General features: G+C 52.8%; 12 protein-coding genes. 4 read left to right on the plus strand and 8 right to left on the minus strand.

The window, feature by feature from the left end; translation table 11 throughout:
- Positions 1–35 precede the first annotated feature (35 nt).
- From wecB to trxA, 5 genes are all read right to left on the minus strand, one after another.
- Positions 36–1,166, minus strand: a complete 1,131-nt coding sequence (gene wecB, locus H0247_RS18180; protein WP_180743809.1) for a non-hydrolyzing UDP-N-acetylglucosamine 2-epimerase — start codon at positions 1,164–1,166, stop codon at positions 36–38.
- Between the two features lie 70 nt (positions 1,167–1,236).
- On the minus strand, positions 1,237–2,283 hold the full coding sequence (gene wzzE, locus H0247_RS18185) for an ECA polysaccharide chain length modulation protein (RefSeq protein WP_180743810.1): 1,047 nt from the start codon (positions 2,281–2,283) through the stop codon (positions 1,237–1,239).
- 21 nt (positions 2,284–2,304) lie between these two features.
- On the minus strand, positions 2,305–3,402 hold the full coding sequence (wecA, locus tag H0247_RS18190; protein ID WP_180743811.1) for a UDP-N-acetylglucosamine--undecaprenyl-phosphate N-acetylglucosaminephosphotransferase: 1,098 nt from the start codon (positions 3,400–3,402) through the stop codon (positions 2,305–2,307).
- Positions 3,403–3,746: 344 nt separating this feature from the next.
- Positions 3,747–5,006, minus strand: coding sequence for a transcription termination factor Rho (rho, locus tag H0247_RS18195; protein ID WP_180743812.1), 1,260 nt, complete (start codon positions 5,004–5,006; stop codon positions 3,747–3,749).
- 463 nt (positions 5,007–5,469) lie between these two features.
- Entirely contained in the window at positions 5,470–5,796 is a 327-nt protein-coding gene (gene trxA / locus H0247_RS18200; protein WP_010283883.1) for a thioredoxin TrxA, read from the minus strand.
- A 118-nt stretch (positions 5,797–5,914) separates the two neighbouring features.
- On the opposite strand from trxA, the gene rhlB reads away from it, so the two are divergent.
- Entirely contained in the window at positions 5,915–7,207 is a 1,293-nt protein-coding gene (gene rhlB / locus H0247_RS18205; protein ID WP_180743813.1) for an ATP-dependent RNA helicase RhlB, read from the plus strand.
- A gap of 6 nt (positions 7,208–7,213) precedes the next feature.
- Entirely contained in the window at positions 7,214–8,710 is a 1,497-nt protein-coding gene (ppx, locus tag H0247_RS18210) for an exopolyphosphatase (protein WP_180743814.1), read from the plus strand.
- Positions 8,711–8,732: 22 nt separating this feature from the next.
- Here ppx and rep read toward each other — a convergent pair whose 3' ends face one another.
- Positions 8,733–10,754, minus strand: a complete 2,022-nt coding sequence (rep, locus tag H0247_RS18215; RefSeq protein WP_180743815.1) for a DNA helicase Rep — start codon at positions 10,752–10,754, stop codon at positions 8,733–8,735.
- Between the two features lie 160 nt (positions 10,755–10,914).
- Here rep and ppiC point away from each other — a divergent pair, with 160 nt between their 5' ends.
- The gene (gene ppiC / locus H0247_RS18220) at positions 10,915–11,196 is read left to right on the plus strand and encodes a peptidylprolyl isomerase PpiC (protein WP_015842110.1); all 282 of its coding nucleotides are present in this window, start codon (positions 10,915–10,917) and stop codon (positions 11,194–11,196) included.
- Positions 11,197–11,260: 64 nt separating this feature from the next.
- Here the strand turns inward: ppiC and putA are convergent, their stop codons facing one another.
- Positions 11,261–15,229, minus strand: coding sequence for a trifunctional transcriptional regulator/proline dehydrogenase/L-glutamate gamma-semialdehyde dehydrogenase (gene putA / locus H0247_RS18225; protein WP_180743816.1), 3,969 nt, complete (start codon positions 15,227–15,229; stop codon positions 11,261–11,263).
- A gap of 196 nt (positions 15,230–15,425) precedes the next feature.
- On the opposite strand from putA, the gene putP reads away from it, so the two are divergent.
- The gene (gene putP, locus H0247_RS18230; protein ID WP_180743817.1) at positions 15,426–16,913 is read left to right on the plus strand and encodes a sodium/proline symporter PutP; all 1,488 of its coding nucleotides are present in this window, start codon (positions 15,426–15,428) and stop codon (positions 16,911–16,913) included.
- A gap of 229 nt (positions 16,914–17,142) precedes the next feature.
- On the opposite strand, the gene H0247_RS18235 is transcribed toward putP, so the two are convergent.
- On the minus strand, positions 17,143–18,030 hold the full coding sequence (locus tag H0247_RS18235) for a LysR family transcriptional regulator (protein ID WP_180743818.1): 888 nt from the start codon (positions 18,028–18,030) through the stop codon (positions 17,143–17,145).
- Between the last annotated feature and the right edge of the window lie 14 nt (positions 18,031–18,044).

Genomic DNA, 18,044 nt, shown 5'->3' on the forward strand with positions numbered 1-18,044 from the left:
TGATAATTTTATGTCGGGCCGTCGCATAGCGACGTTTAAAATCGCTCCTGGCGATTTTTTAAAGCATCAACGATGCGTTGACAGGCTTGTCCATCTCCATAAGGGTTGTGAGCATGGCTCATTGCCTGATACGCCTCGTCATCCGTTAGCAGCATCGATACCGCATCGACAATGTTAGCCACTTCTGTACCCACCAGCTTGACCGTGCCCGCTTCAACCGCCTCTGGCCGCTCTGTTGTATCACGCATCACCAATACGGGCTTACCTAACGACGGCGCTTCTTCCTGAATGCCACCAGAATCGGTCAAAATCATGTAAGAACGGTTCATCAGGTACACGAAAGGCAAATAATCCTGTGGCGCAATCAGCATCACATTATCAATGCCGCTCAGGATGCGATTAACGGGTTCACTAACATTAGGATTCAGGTGAACCGGATACACAATCTGCACTTCAGGGTGGCGACGGGCAATATCCGCCAGCGCGCTACAAATGCGTTCAAAGCCGCCACCAAAACTTTCGCGGCGGTGTCCGGTAACTAGAATCAGCTTCTTGTTATCGTCCAAAAAGGCATATTTTTCGTCAAGACCGCGGCGTAGCGCGGCATCCCCAAGGATACGATCACGTACCCAGAACAGCGCATCAATCACCGTATTACCCGTCACAGAAATATGCCGATCGGACAGATGTTCACGCAGTAAATTTTGGCGGGAATTTTCCGTTGGGGCGAAATGGTACATCGCCAAATGTCCGGTTAGTTTACGGTTAGCCTCTTCCGGCCAAGGCGAGTACAGATTGCCAGTGCGCAATCCCGCTTCTACATGGCCGACGGGGATACGATGATAGAAAGCCGCCAGACTGGTTGCCAACGTCGTGGTGGTATCGCCGTGTACCAACACCAAATCCGGCTTGAACTCTAACATGACCGGTTCAAGCCCCGATAAAATCCGGCAGGATATCTCACTCAGCCCCTGCCCTGGTCTCATAATATCCAGATCGTAGTCCGGCGTAATGTCGAACAAGCGCAGCACCTGATCCAACATCTCCCGATGCTGGGCTGTTACGCAAATTTTCGATTCAAAGGCTCCATCCTGAGCCAGAGCATGAACCAGCGGCGCCATTTTAATGGCTTCCGGCCGGGTGCCGAAAACAGTCAGTACTTTCACATTGAATCTCTTTAATCAGGTTAGACGCAGACGCTCGAGAGCGCCCAACGCACATTAGCAAGCTAGTTGGTTAGCGCGGACGGCGAGCCAAGGCAACACCGGCACCAACGAGCACACCAATCGCCCCCCACATCACCATCAGGAATGCTCGGCGCGGGCTGTCGCGCTTCACCGGTTCTTCCGGCGTCCGCAAATAACGATACGTCTGGAAACTGGCCTCAAGCGTTGGGCCAACGTTCAGCGTCGCCAACATCGCGCGATTTTGATCGTAATCTAGTTCGTAGTGGGGGCCGCTGGTCTGCAATGTTTCCAGTCGGGCTTGAAGCATCGGCCTGCCAAGCAGGAACATTTCCGATGCGGGGATTTCGTCTGCCGGCGTATCCGTCTGGCTGCGGCTAATACCTTGCTGTTGGGCGATTTTCAACGCCAGTTCAACGCTGCGGACTTCGCGATCGTAAATCGCTTTTGCCACCGCTTCCTGACGTTTGATCTGCGACTTCATGAAAATGGTTCTGGCAGCCCAGGCCCCCTTGATCTCTTCATTCAGATGGTTGGCGGCACGCTGGCTGGCAAAAGCCACATACTGACGAAGTAATGTGTTGGAATCCGCAGAGGTTTCCGCCACCAGTTTCACGGAATCATTGGTTTTTTTGCCATCGTCACGCGGTATAAACTGAATATTGCTGACCATTTCATCCAGTAGAGCGGCATCCGCTTTCGCGTCGCCTTCCAGACGCTGCTTGTAATAGTCAGTCTGCAGCCAGAAATCGCGACGGGTATCATAAGCCGCTAATTGCATGATGAATTCATCATAAGCATCAGCCGAAATAGATGGCTGCTCTGGCTGAGGAGTAGAGAAAGATCGCGCGTCGAGGTTACGCAGAAATTGCTGCTGCGAATAATACCCTCCCAGCATATTGACTGTCGGCTTGTCGGTAATCGCTGTCGCGCTCCATTCCTGTTTAACCAGATAGGAGTAGCCTAATGCTACAACGGCAAAAAGCAGGCCGATCGCTATAGGCCATACCTTTCCCCGCCACAGCAGACGAAATAAGCCACGGATATCCAGTTCGTTATCAATCAACGCATTCCCAGTAGACAAGTTCTCTGATTTCATTACTTCCCCAAAATTATTTGGTCAGGATGACTGCTTTTGCTCATCGGAATGCCGCATACGGCGTTTGATTCGCTTGATAAAACGGGCGACCCGCCATGCTCGTTTCAGGCAGTAGCCATACAGTAGGAATACAAGCAAAAATAGTGCCAACATGAACCATTCGGGGATAAAGAAGAAATATTCTCCCAACACGCCGACCGTAGCCAGCAAGGCAGCAGCAAGCGTAATCAGCACAAATGCTTGGCGGGAAGAAAAACCCGCCCGCATCATTAAATGATGAATGTGCTGTCGATCAGGTGAGAACGGGCTCATCCCTTTGCGTAAACGCCGATACATAATGGCGATCATATCAATCAGCGGGATAGCGATGATCCACAATGCCGTTACCGGATTAATCGGATGCTGTGGGCCTTGTGTCGTTTGAATCAGGATCCAGATAGCCGTGAAACCAATCATCGTGCTGCCCGCATCACCCATAAAGACTTTGTAGCGTCGCCCAAAGATACCGAGATTAAGCAGAATATAAGGCAGCGTCGCCGCGATCATGGCAAAACACCACAATGCCAGATTCGTATGGCCACTCAGATACAGCAAAAACCCCATCGCCCCAAACGAGACACTGGACAAGCCACCGAGCAACCCATCGATGCCGTCCACCATATTGAACGCATTAATCGCTGCCCAAACGGCAAACAGCGTGACCAGATAGCCAAACGGGCCCAGCGCCATTTGCCATGGGCCGAAAATGTGTCCCAAATTGTGTAGCGTCAAGCCAGCAAAGGCCATCATCACTGCCGCGACAAACGCTTGCACAACGGCGCGAATTTTCACACTGATATCAAAACGATCGTCCAGCATGCCGACAAATACCAGCACGCCCGCGCACAGCAGGTAAAGACGAAAGTTGGGGATATATTGGTCGGTAATAAAGTAGGTAAAGCAGATACCCGCATACACAGAGATACCGCCAACCAGAGGCACAAGACCCCGATGACGTTTACGGTAGTTGGGACGATCGACAAGTCCTATTTTACCCGCGATGCTGCGAGCAAAAAAAAGAAAGCCCAGAGAAAATAAGAAAATAAATACTAATTCGGTACTCATAGTGAGTAAGTTCACCGTTAACAGCTGCGCTGTAGCTGTTCAGTATAGACTCGGTTTACGCCTTATATCCTATCGCCCACGTTGATCGCCAGTACAAATTGAGTGATAAACGCAACTTCCCAGTAGAAACCCTCTCTACATTCGACCAATTAGGGGATAAAAAAACGCCACGACCCAGCGTGGCGTTCCCCGAGTTATCCGTAATGTACCCGTCATACTTCAAGCCGCATGTGCGTTGGCAATACTCGGCTCATTTCTGAGCCTCGCCCTAAAGGGTCAACGCTTCACGTTGTTCAAAACGTTAACGTTTTGTCCTACAACTCGAATTATTTAGGGTATATATAGATGAACGCTCGGATTTATGAACGTTTCATCATATCGAAGAATTCATCGTTGGTTTTCGTCATCGCCAACTTGTTGATCAGGAATTCCATCGCGTCGATCTCACCCATTGGATGGATGATCTTGCGTAGAATCCACATCTTCTGCAATTCTTCAGAGGTGGTAAGCAATTCTTCTTTACGCGTACCGGAACGGTTGTAGTCAATCGCCGGGAAGACGCGTTTTTCTGCGATTTTACGCGCCAGGTGCAGTTCCATGTTACCTGTACCTTTAAACTCTTCGTAAATCACTTCGTCCATCTTGGAACCAGTATCCACCAGCGCAGTGGCGATGATGGTTAGGCTACCACCTTCTTCAACGTTACGCGCCGCACCGAAGAAACGCTTCGGACGATGCAGGGCGTTGGCATCCACCCCCCCCGTCAACACTTTGCCCGAAGCAGGAACAACGGTGTTGTAAGCACGCGCCAGACGGGTAATGGAGTCCAGCAGAATGATAACGTCTTTCTTATGTTCAACCAGACGCTTCGCTTTTTCGATCACCATTTCGGCAACCTGAACGTGACGGGAAGCGGGTTCATCAAACGTTGACGCAACCACCTCACCTTTCACCAGACGCTGCATCTCGGTCACTTCTTCCGGACGTTCGTCAATCAGCAGTACCATCAGCACGCAGTCAGGATGGTTGTAAGCAATGCTTTGCGCAATGTTCTGCAGCAGCATGGTTTTACCTGCTTTAGGCGGGGCAACAATCAGACCACGTTGACCACGGCCAATCGGCGAAGCCAGATCCAGCACGCGCGCCGTCAGATCTTCTGTCGACCCGTTACCGCGTTCCATACGCAGACGAGAGTTTGCGTGCAGTGGCGTGAGGTTCTCGAACAGGATCTTGTTGCGGGAGTTTTCAGGTTTGTCGTAGTTGACTTCGTTAACTTTCAGCAGCGCAAAGTAGCGTTCACCTTCTTTTGGCGGACGAATCTTGCCAGAAATGGTGTCACCAGTGCGGAGGTTAAAACGGCGGATTTGGCTGGGAGAAACGTAGATATCATCGGGGCCTGCGAGGTAGGAGCTGTCTGCGGAGCGAAGAAAGCCGAAGCCATCCTGCAATATCTCCAGCACACCATCGCCGAAAATATCCTCGCCGCTTTTGGCATGCTGTTTCAGAATAGCGAAGATAATATCCTGTTTACGCATGCGGGCCTGGTTTTCCAGTCCCATATTTTCGCCAAGAGCAATTAACTCAGAAACTGGCGTATTCTTTAATTCGGTAAGATTCATAGTGGTGGGTTCTTTAACTCGGGGTAAATCTCGAACTATTAACGTGAATGGTATGGCAGGGTCATCCGTGCCTCTATAACAGCCTTCAACCACCGGATTCCTGTCTGGTTTCACACCTGAAGCGCATTACATCCGCGCAAAACAACATCCGCATAAACGATATCCGCATAAATCAACGGCAGGAGATCGAAGACACACAAAACCAAGTATTGTAAAACTAGTAGACTGCCAAAATCGGATCACAAATGTGCTGTGAAACAACGGCTTTTCGATTTCGACACAGAATAATGCTTTAGACTCTAACTTTCAGGCTTAAGCCTAAGGGCTTAAACATAGGCAAGTACGATATGCAGTAGTGAAGAATCTAGCACGCTTCCCGACGAGCGGCAAGCAGTCAATATGAGAATTGCATATTGCCCGATTGCGCCCGTCGGCAATACCCTTTTGAAGGGTATCAAGCTAATTACAGATTCGCCGTCAGGAACTCTTTCAGTTGCCCTTTGGACAGTGCGCCGACTTTTGTCGCAGCGACTTCGCCGTTTTTAAACAGCAACAGAGTGGGGATACCACGGATACCATATTTCGGCGCAGTTGCCGGGTTTTCATCAATGTTCAGTTTGGTAACCGTCAGTTTGCCTTCAAACTCTTCAGCGATTTCATCCAGAATAGGAGCGATCATTTTGCAAGGACCGCACCACTCAGCCCAGAAATCAACCAGGATAGCGCCCTCAGCTTGCAGTACTTTCGTGCCGAAGCTGTCATCAGTCAGGTGAATTATTTTATCGCTCATATTTTACTCCGCAGGATTATTTCTACCGTGTTGGTGTAGCATTAACCAACAACGGCTTGACTTTATTTCACCGGATACGCTTTCGTAAAGCAATAGTTAGCTGATATTCTACCACACTATGAGCAAAACACACTTAACTGAACAGAAGTTTTCCGACTTCGCCCTGCACCCGCAGGTTATTGAAGCTCTTGAAAGCAAAGGGTTTCATAACTGTACGCCTATTCAGGCGTTAGCTCTGCCATTGGCTCTGTCAGGGCGTGATGTTGCAGGTCAGGCGCAAACCGGTACCGGCAAGACGCTGGCTTTTCTCGCGTCTACTTTCCATTATTTGCTTTCACACCCTGCAAATGCAGAGCGTCAAACCAATCAACCCCGTGCCTTAATTATGGCACCAACGCGTGAACTGGCTGTTCAGATTCACTCTGACGCAGAAGCGCTGTCTCACCTTACTGGGTTAAAACTGGGTTTAGCCTACGGTGGAGACGGTTACGACAAGCAGCTTAAGGTGCTGGAAAACGGCGTTGATATTCTGATCGGTACCACCGGTCGCCTGATCGATTACGCTAAACAGAATCATATCAACCTGGGCGCGATTCAGGTCGTCGTGCTGGACGAAGCGGACCGTATGTACGATCTCGGCTTCATCAAAGACATTCGCTGGCTGTTCCGCCGCATGCCGCCAACAACACAGCGTCTGAACATGCTCTTTTCCGCAACGCTCTCCTACCGAGTGCGTGAACTCGCGTTTGAACAGATGAATAACGCAGAGTATGTGGAAGTTGAACCGGAACAGAAAACCGGCCATCGCATTAAAGAAGAACTGTTTTATCCGTCTAACGAAGAAAAAATGCGTCTGCTCCAGACACTACTGGAAGAAGAGTGGCCGGATCGCTGCATTATTTTCGCGAATACCAAGCATCGCTGTGAAGACATCTGGGGCCATCTGGCTGCCGACGGTCATCGCGTTGGGCTGCTGACGGGCGACGTCGCACAGAAAAAGCGTCTGCGTATTCTGGAAGAATTTACTCAAGGTAATCTAGATATTCTGGTGGCAACCGACGTTGCAGCGCGCGGCTTACATATTCCTTCTGTGACCCACGTTTTCAACTACGACCTGCCGGATGACTGCGAAGACTACGTTCACCGTATTGGCCGTACTGGCCGTGCGGGACAAAGCGGATATTCTATCAGCCTGGCCTGTGAAGAGTATGCGCTGAATCTCCCAGCGATCGAGACCTATATCGGTCACAGCATCCCAGTCAGCAAATACAACAGCGACGCGCTGATGAATGATTTACCCGCGCCGAAGCGTTTAACACGCCCACCGCGTTCCAACAATGGCCCGCGCCGACATAGCAATGCGCCGCGCCGCAGTGGAGCGCCTCGTAATAACCGTAAACGAGCGGATTAACCATCGATGCTGAGCTCTTCTTCACTCTACGCTGCCATCGATCTCGGCTCGAACAGCTTTCATATGCTGGTCACCCGGGAAACCGCAGGCAGCATTCAGACGCTGGCGAAAATAAAGCGTAAAGTCCGCCTTGCGGCAGGGCTGGATAAACAGAATCGGCTCTCGCAGGATGCGATGCAACGCGGCTGGCTGTGTCTACAACTGTTCTCCGAACGGTTGCAGGACATCCCGCAGGATCAGGTGCGCGTCGTCGCGACCGCCACCCTGCGGCTGGCAACGAATGCTGACGAGTTTCTGCAACGGGCACAGGAAATTCTGGGCTTGCCGATTCAGGTTATCAGTGGTGAAGAAGAAGCACGCCTGATTTATCAAGGCGTAGCACATACGACGGGCGGCCCGGATGCGCGTCTGGTCGTGGATATCGGCGGTGGCAGCACCGAGCTGGCGACAGGGGTTGGCGCCAAAACGACCCAGTTGTTCAGCCTCCCGATGGGATGCGTCACGTGGCTGGATCGCTATTTCAGCGACCGCAATCTGGAAGCGGGTAATTTTGAACGCGCGGAACAAGCGGCGCGTGAAATGCTGCGCCCCGTTGCCGCCTCTCTGCGCGAGCAGGGTTGGCAAATCTGTGTCGGCGCCTCCGGCACAGTACAAGCGCTACAGGAAATCATGGTCGCGCAGGGAATGGATGAATACATTACCCTGCCGAAGCTCAGACAGCTTAAAGAGCATGCGATTCAGTGCGATAAGCTGGAAGAGTTGGAAATTGAAGGCCTGACGCTGGAACGCGCGCTGGTTTTTCCCAGCGGATTAGCCATCCTGCTGGCGATCTTCCAGGAGCTTGACATCAAAACGATGACGCTGGCTGGTGGAGCGCTGCGTGAAGGGCTGGTCTATGGCATGTTGCATCTGCCCGTCGATCAGGACATTCGTCACCGCACATTGGCGACGCTGCAACGCCGCTATCTGCTGGATACCGAACAGGCTAAGCGCGTCAGCACACTGGCAGACAACTTTCTGCAACAGGTTGCCCGTGACTGGCAGTTAGATAACCGATGTCGCGAGTTACTGCGCAGCGCCTGTCTGGTACACGAAATCGGTTTGAGCATCGATTTCCGCCAGTCGCCCCAGCATGCAGCCTATTTGATTCGCCATAGCGATCTCCCCGGCTTTACGCCCGCGCAGAAGAAACTGTTAGCCACACTCCTGCAAAACCAGATTAACCCTGTCGATTTAATGCCGCTGAGTCAGCAGAACGCACTACCAGTCAATCAGGCACAGCGCCTGTGTCGCTTGTTGCGTCTGGCGATTATTTTTGCCAGCCGCCGCCGCGACGACACGCTGCCAGCCGTACGATTACGCGTAGAAGGTGAAACACTGCGTTTGATTCTGCCTGCGGGCTGGCTGGCCCAGCATCCATTACGGGCAGAAATGCTGGAACAGGAAAGTCGCTGGCAGAGTTATGTACACTGGCCGCTGATGCTGGAAGAAGCTTCAGCTTAACGAGCATATAGGGGAGAACGCTTTATTCCCCCTTTGCTTTCGCCAGCATCGCTCGGATGTTAGCAACGTTCGCCTGACCTTTCTGCATACGCTCTTGTGCGCTGACCACTTTCCGTTCCGTTTCCCACACGACATCATCCTGCGGCAACTCCAGCAGGAAACGACTCGGTTCAGGGCGAACCAATTCACCATACTGGCGGCGTTCTTTGCACAGCGTGAAGGTGAGTTCACGCTGTGCGCGCGTAATCCCCACGTATGCTAAACGGCGTTCTTCGTCAACGTTGTCTTCATCAATGCTACTTTGGTGCGGCAGTAGTCCCTCTTCCATTCCGACCAAAAAGACGTACGGAAATTCCAGACCTTTGGACGCATGCAGCGTCATCAGTTGTACCTGATCCAGTTCCTCTTCGCTTTCTCCACGTTCCATCATGTCCCGCAACGTGAAGCGCGTCACCACCTGCGTCAACGTCATGGGCTCATCCAATTCGGAGCCTTCCAGCATCTCCGTCATCCAGCTAAATAACTGATTGACGTTCTTCATCCGCATTTCCGCGGCTTTTGGGCTGGGCGAGGTTTCATACAGCCAGCTTTCGTAGTCCAATCCATGAATCAGGTCGCGCACGGCGGCTACCGGTTCACGCTCTGCCAAACGGGCAATTTCCGCCAGCCACTGGGTAAACCGTTGCAGGGATTCCAGCCCACGTCCGGTCAGCGACTGGCTCAACCCCAAATCAAAACTCGCACTGAACAGGCCTTTACTGCGCTGCCCCGCCCACTCGCCCAACTTCTTCATCGTCGCCGGGCCAATCTCACGTTTGGGCGTGTTCACGATACGTAAGAACGCACTGTCATCATCCGGATTGGTCAACACGCGCAGATAAGCCAGCAAGTCTTTGATTTCAGGACGGGAGAAAAAGGACGTGCCACCGGAAATGCGATACGGAATACGGTTCTGCATCAGCATCTTTTCAAACAAACGTGACTGATGGTTACCACGATACAAAATGGCATAGTCGCCGTATTGGGTCTTTTTAATAAAGTGATGGGCAATCAATTCACCCACGACCCGTTCCGCTTCGTGATCTTCGTTATTAGCGGTAATCACTTTGAGTTCATCGCCGTAACCCAGCTCCGAGAACAGCCGTTTTTCAAAGACGTGCGGGTTATTGGCAATGAGAATATTGGCCGCTTTCAGAATACGCCCAGATGAGCGGTAGTTTTGTTCCAGCTTGATCACGTCAAGCGTGGGGAAATCCTGCTGTAGCAACACCAGATTCTGTGGACGCGCCCCGCGCCAGGAGTAAATAGACTGATCGTCATCGCCTACGACGGTGAAACGCGCGCGGGTGCCGACTAGCAGCTTAACCAGCTCATACTGGCTGGTGTTGGTATCCTGATATTCATCCACCAGCAGGTAGCGCAAGCGGTTCTGCCAACGTTCACGTACCTCAGCATTTTGTTTCAGCAGCAGCGTGGGCAGTAAAATCAGATCGTCGAAATCCAGCACGTTACAGGCACGCAGATGCTCATGATAGAGCGAGTAGCAGTGCACAAATAGCTTGTCGCGTTCAGAGCGCGCCGTCGCTGCCGCCCCCGCAGGATCGATCAGATCGTTTTTCCAGTTTGAGATCGTCGAGATCAACTGTTGCAGCAAAACCTTATCATTTTCCAGCCACTGCTCCGTCAGTTCTTTCAGCAGCGCCATCTGATCCTGATCGTCGAACAGGGAGAAGTTGGATTTCATCCCCAATGCGGCGTATTCACGCTTGATGATTTCCAGCCCCAGCGTATGGAAAGTCGCAATCATCAATCCGCGCGTTTCTTTGCGCCCCAGCGTTTGCGCCACGCGCTCCTTCATCTCCCGCGCCGCTTTGTTGGTAAACGTCACGGCAGCAATATGCCGAGCCTGATAGCCACACTGGCGGATAAGGTGCGCAATCTTGTTGGTGATCACGCGGGTCTTGCCTGAACCTGCGCCCGCCAGTACCAGACAAGGTCCGGTGACGAATTCGACGGCGTGTTGTTGGCTGGGGTTTAAGCGCATAACGATCTTGCTCACTCATAAAACGGAAGGCGATTGTAGCAGAAAGCCGTATCGATCTTGACCAGGGATTTGTTATTAAGGAAAGCACGTCGAAGTCCACATCTTGCGTTGCAAATGTTACATTGCGCGCAGGAATCTCTTTTGCAAAAAAGGTAACAACATGGCAAATACCGCAGCAGCTCTGCACATCCTGGTGGACACCGAACAGCAGGCTAACGACATTCTTGCTCAACTGGAAAAAGGCGCAGACTTCCAGAAACTGGCGCAAAAACACTCCACCTGCCCGTCAAAACGTAACGGCGGTGATTTAGGTGAATTTCGTAAAGGCGACATGGTGCCAGCGTTCGATAAAGCCGTGTTTTCCTGCGAATTGCTGAAACCGTTTGGTCCAGTGAAAACCCAGTTTGGTTACCATGTGATCAAGGTGTTGTATCGCAACTAAGTCATTACATCGGCGATGTACAAATAGAAAAGTGCGCCAAACTTATGATTTGGCGCGCTTTTTCTTAGCCTATCGTCATCAGACTGGCATTACCGCCTGCGGCGGCGGTATTAATACTCAGGGAACGTTCGGTCAGCAGGCGCTCAAGCTGAACGTGGGTATCGCCCTGCGCATAACCCAGCGGCAGGACAATCGGGCCGTCGCGCTCTGCAAGCGTCTTACTCAACTGCCGTAGCCGATCGGCATCGCCGTGATAAATGACGCCATGAAAAGAGACGCCGTGCCGCTGCCAGTCAGGCGTGAACTGAATATGCGACTGTACCTCGGCGGGTAAATGCTCATAGAGTGTTTTCTCCTGCTCACCTTCCGGCCACAGCAGTTGCCCGCCCGTTGCCAGCACCGCCGCCGTCTGAATCAGGCGGTCTTCCTCAGTATCTGCCAGACATAAAATCCGTTCACGCGGCAACAGCGTATAGGTATTGCTTTCTCCTGTCGGCCCCGGCAGCAGTCGCGTTATCCCGCTTACACTATATTCTCTATAACGCTGGCACAGCGTCGCCAGCCCGTGGCGTTCGCCAGCAATCGCCCACGCTTCCAGCGCCTGTAACCCTGCCAGCAGCGACGCTCGGGTAGAAACATCGGGAGCCTGCTCACGATCCCGATGTGCGAAACTTTTCGCGAGCGCCTCATCCGGCCGATGTGCCAACAAGCGATACAGATAAAGCGGCCCGCCGGCCTTTGGCCCGGTTCCTGATAACCCTTCACCACCAAATGGCTGAACCCCAACAACAGCACCGACCATATTGCGATTCACATAGTGGTTGCCCACCCTCGCCTTGCCCATCACACGCTGGATGGTTTCATCAATGCGGGTATGCACGCCCAACGTCAGGCCGTATCCCGCCGTGTTGATCTGCTCAATCACGGTATCCAACTGCTGGCTTTGATAGCGAACAACGTGTAAAACTGGACCAAAAACTTCTTTTTTCAACTCGTCTATCTTGCCCAGCTCGATCAGCGTCGGTTTCACAAACGTCCCGTGCCGCCAGGTTTCCTCATCCTGCGGGTGCGCAGCCTGAAATACCGTATGGCCTTTCGCCCGCATCGCCTGAATATGCCGTTCTACGTTCTCTTTCGCTTCCGCGTCAATCAGCGGGCCGATGTCAGTCGATAAGCGTTCAGGGTTCCCCATTCGACACTCCGCCATCGCGCCACGCAGCATAGCCAACGTGCGATCCGCAATGTCCTCTTGCAGACACAGAAGACGCAGCGCGGAGCAACGTTGTCCGGCGCTATCGAATGCAGAGGCGATCACGTCATTCACCACTTGTTCCGTCAGCGCAGAGGAATCGACAATCATCGCATTCAGGCCGCCCGTTTCAGCAATCAGCGGCGTCACCCTTCCCTGTGGATCGAGCCTGCCAGCAATGCTGCGTTGTAGCGTTTTAGCCACGGCCGTCGATCCGGTAAACACCACGCCGCGTACCCGCTCATCATTGACCAACGCTGCACCAATCGTTTCGCCCTGCCCAGGCAACAGTTGCAGTACGCCCAGAGGAATGCCCGCCTCATGTAAAATACGCACCGCCTGTGCCGCAATCAGCGGCGTCTGTTCAGCCGGTTTCGCCAGCACGCTGTTTCCTGCTGCCAGTGCAGCAGAAATTTGACCGGTGAAGATCGCCAACGGGAAATTCCACGGGCTGATGCACACCACCGGCCCCAGCGGGCGATGGGTATCATTGGTGAAGGAATCCCGAACCTGCCCCGCGTAATAGCGCAAGAAATCCACCGCTTCCCGCACTTCCGCAATCGCGTTATTGAAGGATTTCCCCGCTTCCCGTACCAGCAGCCCCAGCAGGCTTTGCAACTGGCTTTCCATCAGCGAGGCGGCCTGATTCAATATCGCAGCCCGTTCTGCGGGCGGCGTCGCAAACCAGATGGGACCGGCATGTACCGCCGCGTCTACCGCCTGCTCAACATCCGCCACCGAGGCATCGATAACATAGCCCACCACATCGTGCATATCGGCGGGATTTATCACGGGCTTTTCTTCGGCCGCGCCGCTTTCTCCCTCAATCATCGGTGCGGCATACCACGGTTGTGTCGCGTGGTTCAACAGCGCGCTGGACAGCGAAGCCAGTCGGTGTTCATTCGAGAGATCCAGCCCGCTCGAATTTTGCCGCACCTGACCATATAGCTGACGCGGCAGGGGAATGCGGGGATGCGGGGCCCCCATGATCCATTCCACTTTTGCCAGTTCCTCGACGCCACGAATCGGATCGGCAATCAACGTTTCCAGCGCCATGGATGTATCCGCAATGCGGTTAACAAAAGAGGTATTCGCGCCGTTTTCCAGCAGACGCCGCACCAGATAAGCCAGCAGCGTTTCATGGGTTCCCACTGGGGCATAAATACGACACGGGCGGTTCAGTTTTCCATCAGCAACTGCGCCCACCACCTGATCATAGAGTGGTTCCCCCATGCCGTGCAGGCACTGAAACTCATACTGACCGGGATAGTAATTGTTGCCCGCCATGTGGTAGATCGCACTGAGCGTCTGCGCATTGTGCGTGGCGAACTGCGGGTAAATCAGATTCGGTACGGCCAGCAACTTGCGGGCGCACGCCAGATACGACACATCGGTATAGACCTTACGCGTATAGACAGGGTAGCCTTCCAGCCCATCAACTTGTGCCCGCTTGATTTCGCTATCCCAGTACGCGCCTTTCACCAGACGAATCATCAGCCGCCGCTGGCTGCGCTGTGCCAGCTCAATTAGCGCATCGATCACATACGGGCAGCGCTTCTGATAAGCCTGAATGACAAACCCAATGCCGTTCCAGCCCGCCAGTTGCGGTTCCATGCAGAGTTTTTCCAGCAGATCGAGTGAGATCTCTAGTCGATCCGCCTCCTCCGCATCAATATTGATCCCGATATCGTACTGACGCGCCAGCAGCGTCAGCGTCAGCAAACGCGGGTAGAGTTCTTCCATTACACGGTCATACTGCGCCCGGCTATAGCGAGGATGCAGCGCCGATAGCTTGATGGAGATGCCCGGCCCTTCGTAAATCCCGCGCCCATTCGAGGCTTTGCCAATAGCATGAATCGCCTGCTGATAGGCCGCCAGATACACGGCAGCGTCATGCTCCGTCAGCGCTGCTTCACCTAACATATCGTAAGAATAGCGGAAGCCTTTTTCCTCTCGTTCACGGGCATTCGCCAACGCTTCACCGATGGCCTCGCCAGTCACAAACTGCTCTCCCATCAGCCGCATCGCCATATCAACACCTTTGCGGACAAGCGGCTCACCGCTTTTCCCGATGATGCGGTTCAGCGACTTCGAGAGGTTCACTTCGTTGTATGTCGCCACCAGCTTTCCAGTAAACAGCAGCCCCCAGGTTGCAGCATTCACAAAGAGCGACGGGCTATGACCAAGATGCGCCTGCCAATTTCCCTGACTGATCTTGTCACGGATCAGCGCATCGCGCGTAGATTTATCGGGAATACGCAGCAGTGCTTCGGCTAAGCACATCAGCACCACCCCTTCCTGAGAAGAAAGTGAGAATTCCTGTAGCAGCCCTTGCACAATGCCCGCACGCCCGCTTCCGGCTTTCTGACCGCGTAATTTCTCTGCCAGTTGATAAGCCAATTTCTGCGTTAACTGCGACATTTCATCGGTAAGTCTTGCTTGTTCGAGCAAAATAGGAACCAGTTCACTTTCGGGACGGCGGTAAACAGAAGTAATGGCAGCGCGGATAACGGACTGGGGAAGAACATGCTCGGCGAAATCAAGAAAAGGTTGATAGGTTTCTTCTTCCCGAGATTGCGGCATAATCTCTTCCGCTTCAATGTGGCTGACGTTCGCCCATTGCGGTGTTTCAGGAGTGTCGAGGCCACTTTCGAGGCGTTCGAGGTAATGGAAAATAGCCTGTTTGATCAGCCAGTGAGGTGTGCGATCAATACGCTTTGCCGCAGCCTTGATGCGTTCGCGCGTTTCCTCATCGAGTTTTACACCCATCGTGATAAAGCCCATAGCGTCCACTCCTATCATTAGAAGATGCACATCGGGAAAACGTCAATATCGACCATGTTGCAACTTTGTGCAACCTTGTTAACAAAGAGAACGGTTGCAGCCCCTTATCACCTTCAGGCCTCGTTCCGGTCTGAGTGATGACAATAAAACACAGCGTCGCCGTAACAGCGGCACGAAAAAAAATGTGGAGAGTTGAATGACAATAAGCACACCTATGCTGGTGACGTTTCTGTTGTATATTTTCGGGATGGTTCTCATCGGCCTGTTTGCCTATCGTGCGACGAATAACTTTGGCGATTACATTCTGGGTGGACGCCGGATGGGAAGCGTGGTGACCGCACTGTCGGCTGGCGCTTCCGATATGAGCGGCTGGCTGCTCATGGGGTTACCGGGCGCTATTTTCATTGCTGGAATTTCTAAAAGCTGGATCGCGATCGGCCTGACGCTAGGCGCGTATCTGAACTGGAAATGGGTTGCCGGACGCCTGCGCGTACACACTGAGGTCAACCACAACGCGCTCACCCTGCCTGACTATTTCACCCACCGCTTTGAAGATAACAGCAAATTACTGCGTGTCATTTCCGCGTTAGTGATTCTGATTTTCTTCACGATCTATTGTGCATCCGGCGTAGTCGCTGGAGCGCGCCTGTTTGAAAGTACCTTCGGTATGAGTTACGGCACCGCGTTGTGGGCCGGAGCAGCGGCCACCATTGCCTATACCTTCATCGGCGGTTTTCTGGCCGTGAGCTGGACGGATACGGTGCAGGCTACGCTGATGATTTTCGCCCTGATCCTGACCCCGGTAATCGTCATCCTGTCTCTTGGAGGAATTGATAGCTCACTGATGGTGATTGAAGCGAAAAATCCGGCCAATCTGGATATGTTCAGAGGGCTGAATGTTGTCGCAATTCTCTCGCTGATGGGCTGGGGTCTGGGCTATTTCGGTCAACCGCATATTCTGGCACGTTTTATGGCCGCCGATTCACACCACACGATCCACCGCGCACGCCGCATCAGTATGACCTGGATGATTCTTTGTCTGGCCGGTGCCGTGACAGTAGGCTTCTTCGGCATTGCTTACTTCCACAACAACCCAGATCAGGCAGGTAACGTGGCGCAAAACAGCGAACGCGTCTTTATCGAGTTGTCCATGCTGCTGTTTAATCCGTGGATTGCTGGGGTGCTGCTGTCTGCGATTCTGGCCGCCGTGATGAGTACGCTAAGCTGCCAGCTGCTGGTGTGCTCCAGCGCCATCACCGAAGATTTATACAAGCCCTTCCTGCGTAAAAATGCCAGCCAGAAAGAGCTGGTGTGGGTTGGCCGCGCCATGGTGATGTTAGTGGCAATGATTGCCATCGTGCTGGCGCTTAATCCTGAAAACCGCGTACTGGGTCTGGTGAGCTATGCTTGGGCTGGGTTCGGTGCCGCATTCGGCCCCGTGATTCTAATTTCTCTACTGTGGCCACGTATGACGGGTAACGGCGCCCTATTTGGAATGATTGTGGGCGCAGCAACCGTGCTGATCTGGGAACACTACGCTTGGCTAGGCCTGTATGAAATCATCCCTGGTTTCCTCTTCAACAGCCTGACCATTTTTATCGTCAGCCTGCTGGGTAAAGCGCCTTCAAAAGCGATAACCGACCGCTTCAATCAGGCGGAAGCGAAGTATCGCTCGGTGCAATAGTCCAAAACACATACGAGTATGATAGCTGGTCATCCTATACGGTTAATACCGATCGTTTAAGCATCGAGATACACGGGGCGACCACAGGGGTTAGGCCTACCTACGGGAACCTCCCCCTGTGTTTCCCCTAATAACAGGCTTAAATGACCCGCATTCATCTTATATGGTGGCCTTTTTACGTCATACTTTGCGGCAGTGAGCGAGCCATCGCCTTTATCACGATGAATCGCTATCCGAAATTCGTTCTGATGGCATCAACAAACGTTTTCACTTTAACCGTTGACCGTCTGGCAGAGGGCACCATGACGTGTACAGGACGTACAGGCCCGTTGTAATCAGGCAGTACCTGAACCAAACGCCCCTTTTGGATTTCCTTGCGCAACACCGCTTCTGGCCCAAGTGTCACGCCATACCCTTCGATGGCGGCATGCAGCAACGCATTCCAGTCATTGGCGTACAATCTCCCTTTCGGCCTGACTTCTTCTGTTTTCCCCTCCTTTTGGAACACCCATTGGCAAGGCGTCAGGACAGATTTCACCCCATAGATCAGGCAAGTATGGTTTACGAGGCTTGATGGTGTATCAGGCATGCCCGAACGTGCGACGTAATCTGGCGATGCGCAGGCAATAAGTGAGTAAGGCTGAAGCGGCCAGGCGACCATGGTACTATCGGCCAACGCTCCGATACGGATAATCACTTCAAACCCTTCCTCAATGGGGTCAACCAGACGATCGTTTAACGTTAACGCAATTTGCGTCTCTGGATAGCATTCGAGATAACGAGTGATAAACGGTGCAAGCAGATGCGATCCCCAAGTAACAGGCGCGTTAACGTGAATAATCCCCGAAGGCGTCGTCTGCATTTCCCGCGCAATATCATCGGCGGCCTGCAATTCAGCAAGAACCACTTTGCAACGTTCATAATAACGTTGGCCGATATCGGTCAGGCTCTGACGGCGGGTCGTACGGTTTAGCAACCGGGAGCCCAGTCGAGTCTCAAGCCACGCCACGTACTTTGCGACCATCTGTGGCGAGAGGGTAAGAGCATCAGCGGCAGCAGCAAAAGATCCCAGCTCCACCGTTTTGACAAAAATGTTCATGCTGGTAAACCGATCCATGATTCCCTCATTTT

The organism is Pectobacterium sp. CFBP8739 (assembly GCF_013449375.1).
Lineage (GTDB): Bacteria > Pseudomonadota > Gammaproteobacteria > Enterobacterales > Enterobacteriaceae > Pectobacterium.

Excerpts from the sequence above, each read along its gene's own strand:
- ppiC (WP_015842110.1), top strand. The coding sequence starts at position 10,915 with ATGGCAAATACCGCAGCAGCTCTGCACATCCTGGTGGACACCGAACAG.
- rhlB (WP_180743813.1), top strand. The coding sequence starts at position 5,915 with ATGAGCAAAACACACTTAACTGAACAGAAGTTTTCCGACTTCGCCCTG.
- putP (WP_180743817.1), top strand. The coding sequence starts at position 15,426 with ATGACAATAAGCACACCTATGCTGGTGACGTTTCTGTTGTATATTTTC.
- putA (WP_180743816.1), bottom strand. The coding sequence starts at position 15,229 with ATGGGCTTTATCACGATGGGTGTAAAACTCGATGAGGAAACGCGCGAA.
- wzzE (WP_180743810.1), bottom strand. The coding sequence starts at position 2,283 with ATGAAATCAGAGAACTTGTCTACTGGGAATGCGTTGATTGATAACGAA.
- trxA (WP_010283883.1), bottom strand. The coding sequence starts at position 5,796 with ATGAGCGATAAAATAATTCACCTGACTGATGACAGCTTCGGCACGAAA.
- rep (WP_180743815.1), bottom strand. The coding sequence starts at position 10,754 with ATGCGCTTAAACCCCAGCCAACAACACGCCGTCGAATTCGTCACCGGA.
- ppx (WP_180743814.1), top strand. The coding sequence starts at position 7,214 with ATGCTGAGCTCTTCTTCACTCTACGCTGCCATCGATCTCGGCTCGAAC.
- H0247_RS18235 (WP_180743818.1), bottom strand. The coding sequence starts at position 18,030 with ATGGATCGGTTTACCAGCATGAACATTTTTGTCAAAACGGTGGAGCTG.
- rho (WP_180743812.1), bottom strand. The coding sequence starts at position 5,006 with ATGAATCTTACCGAATTAAAGAATACGCCAGTTTCTGAGTTAATTGCT.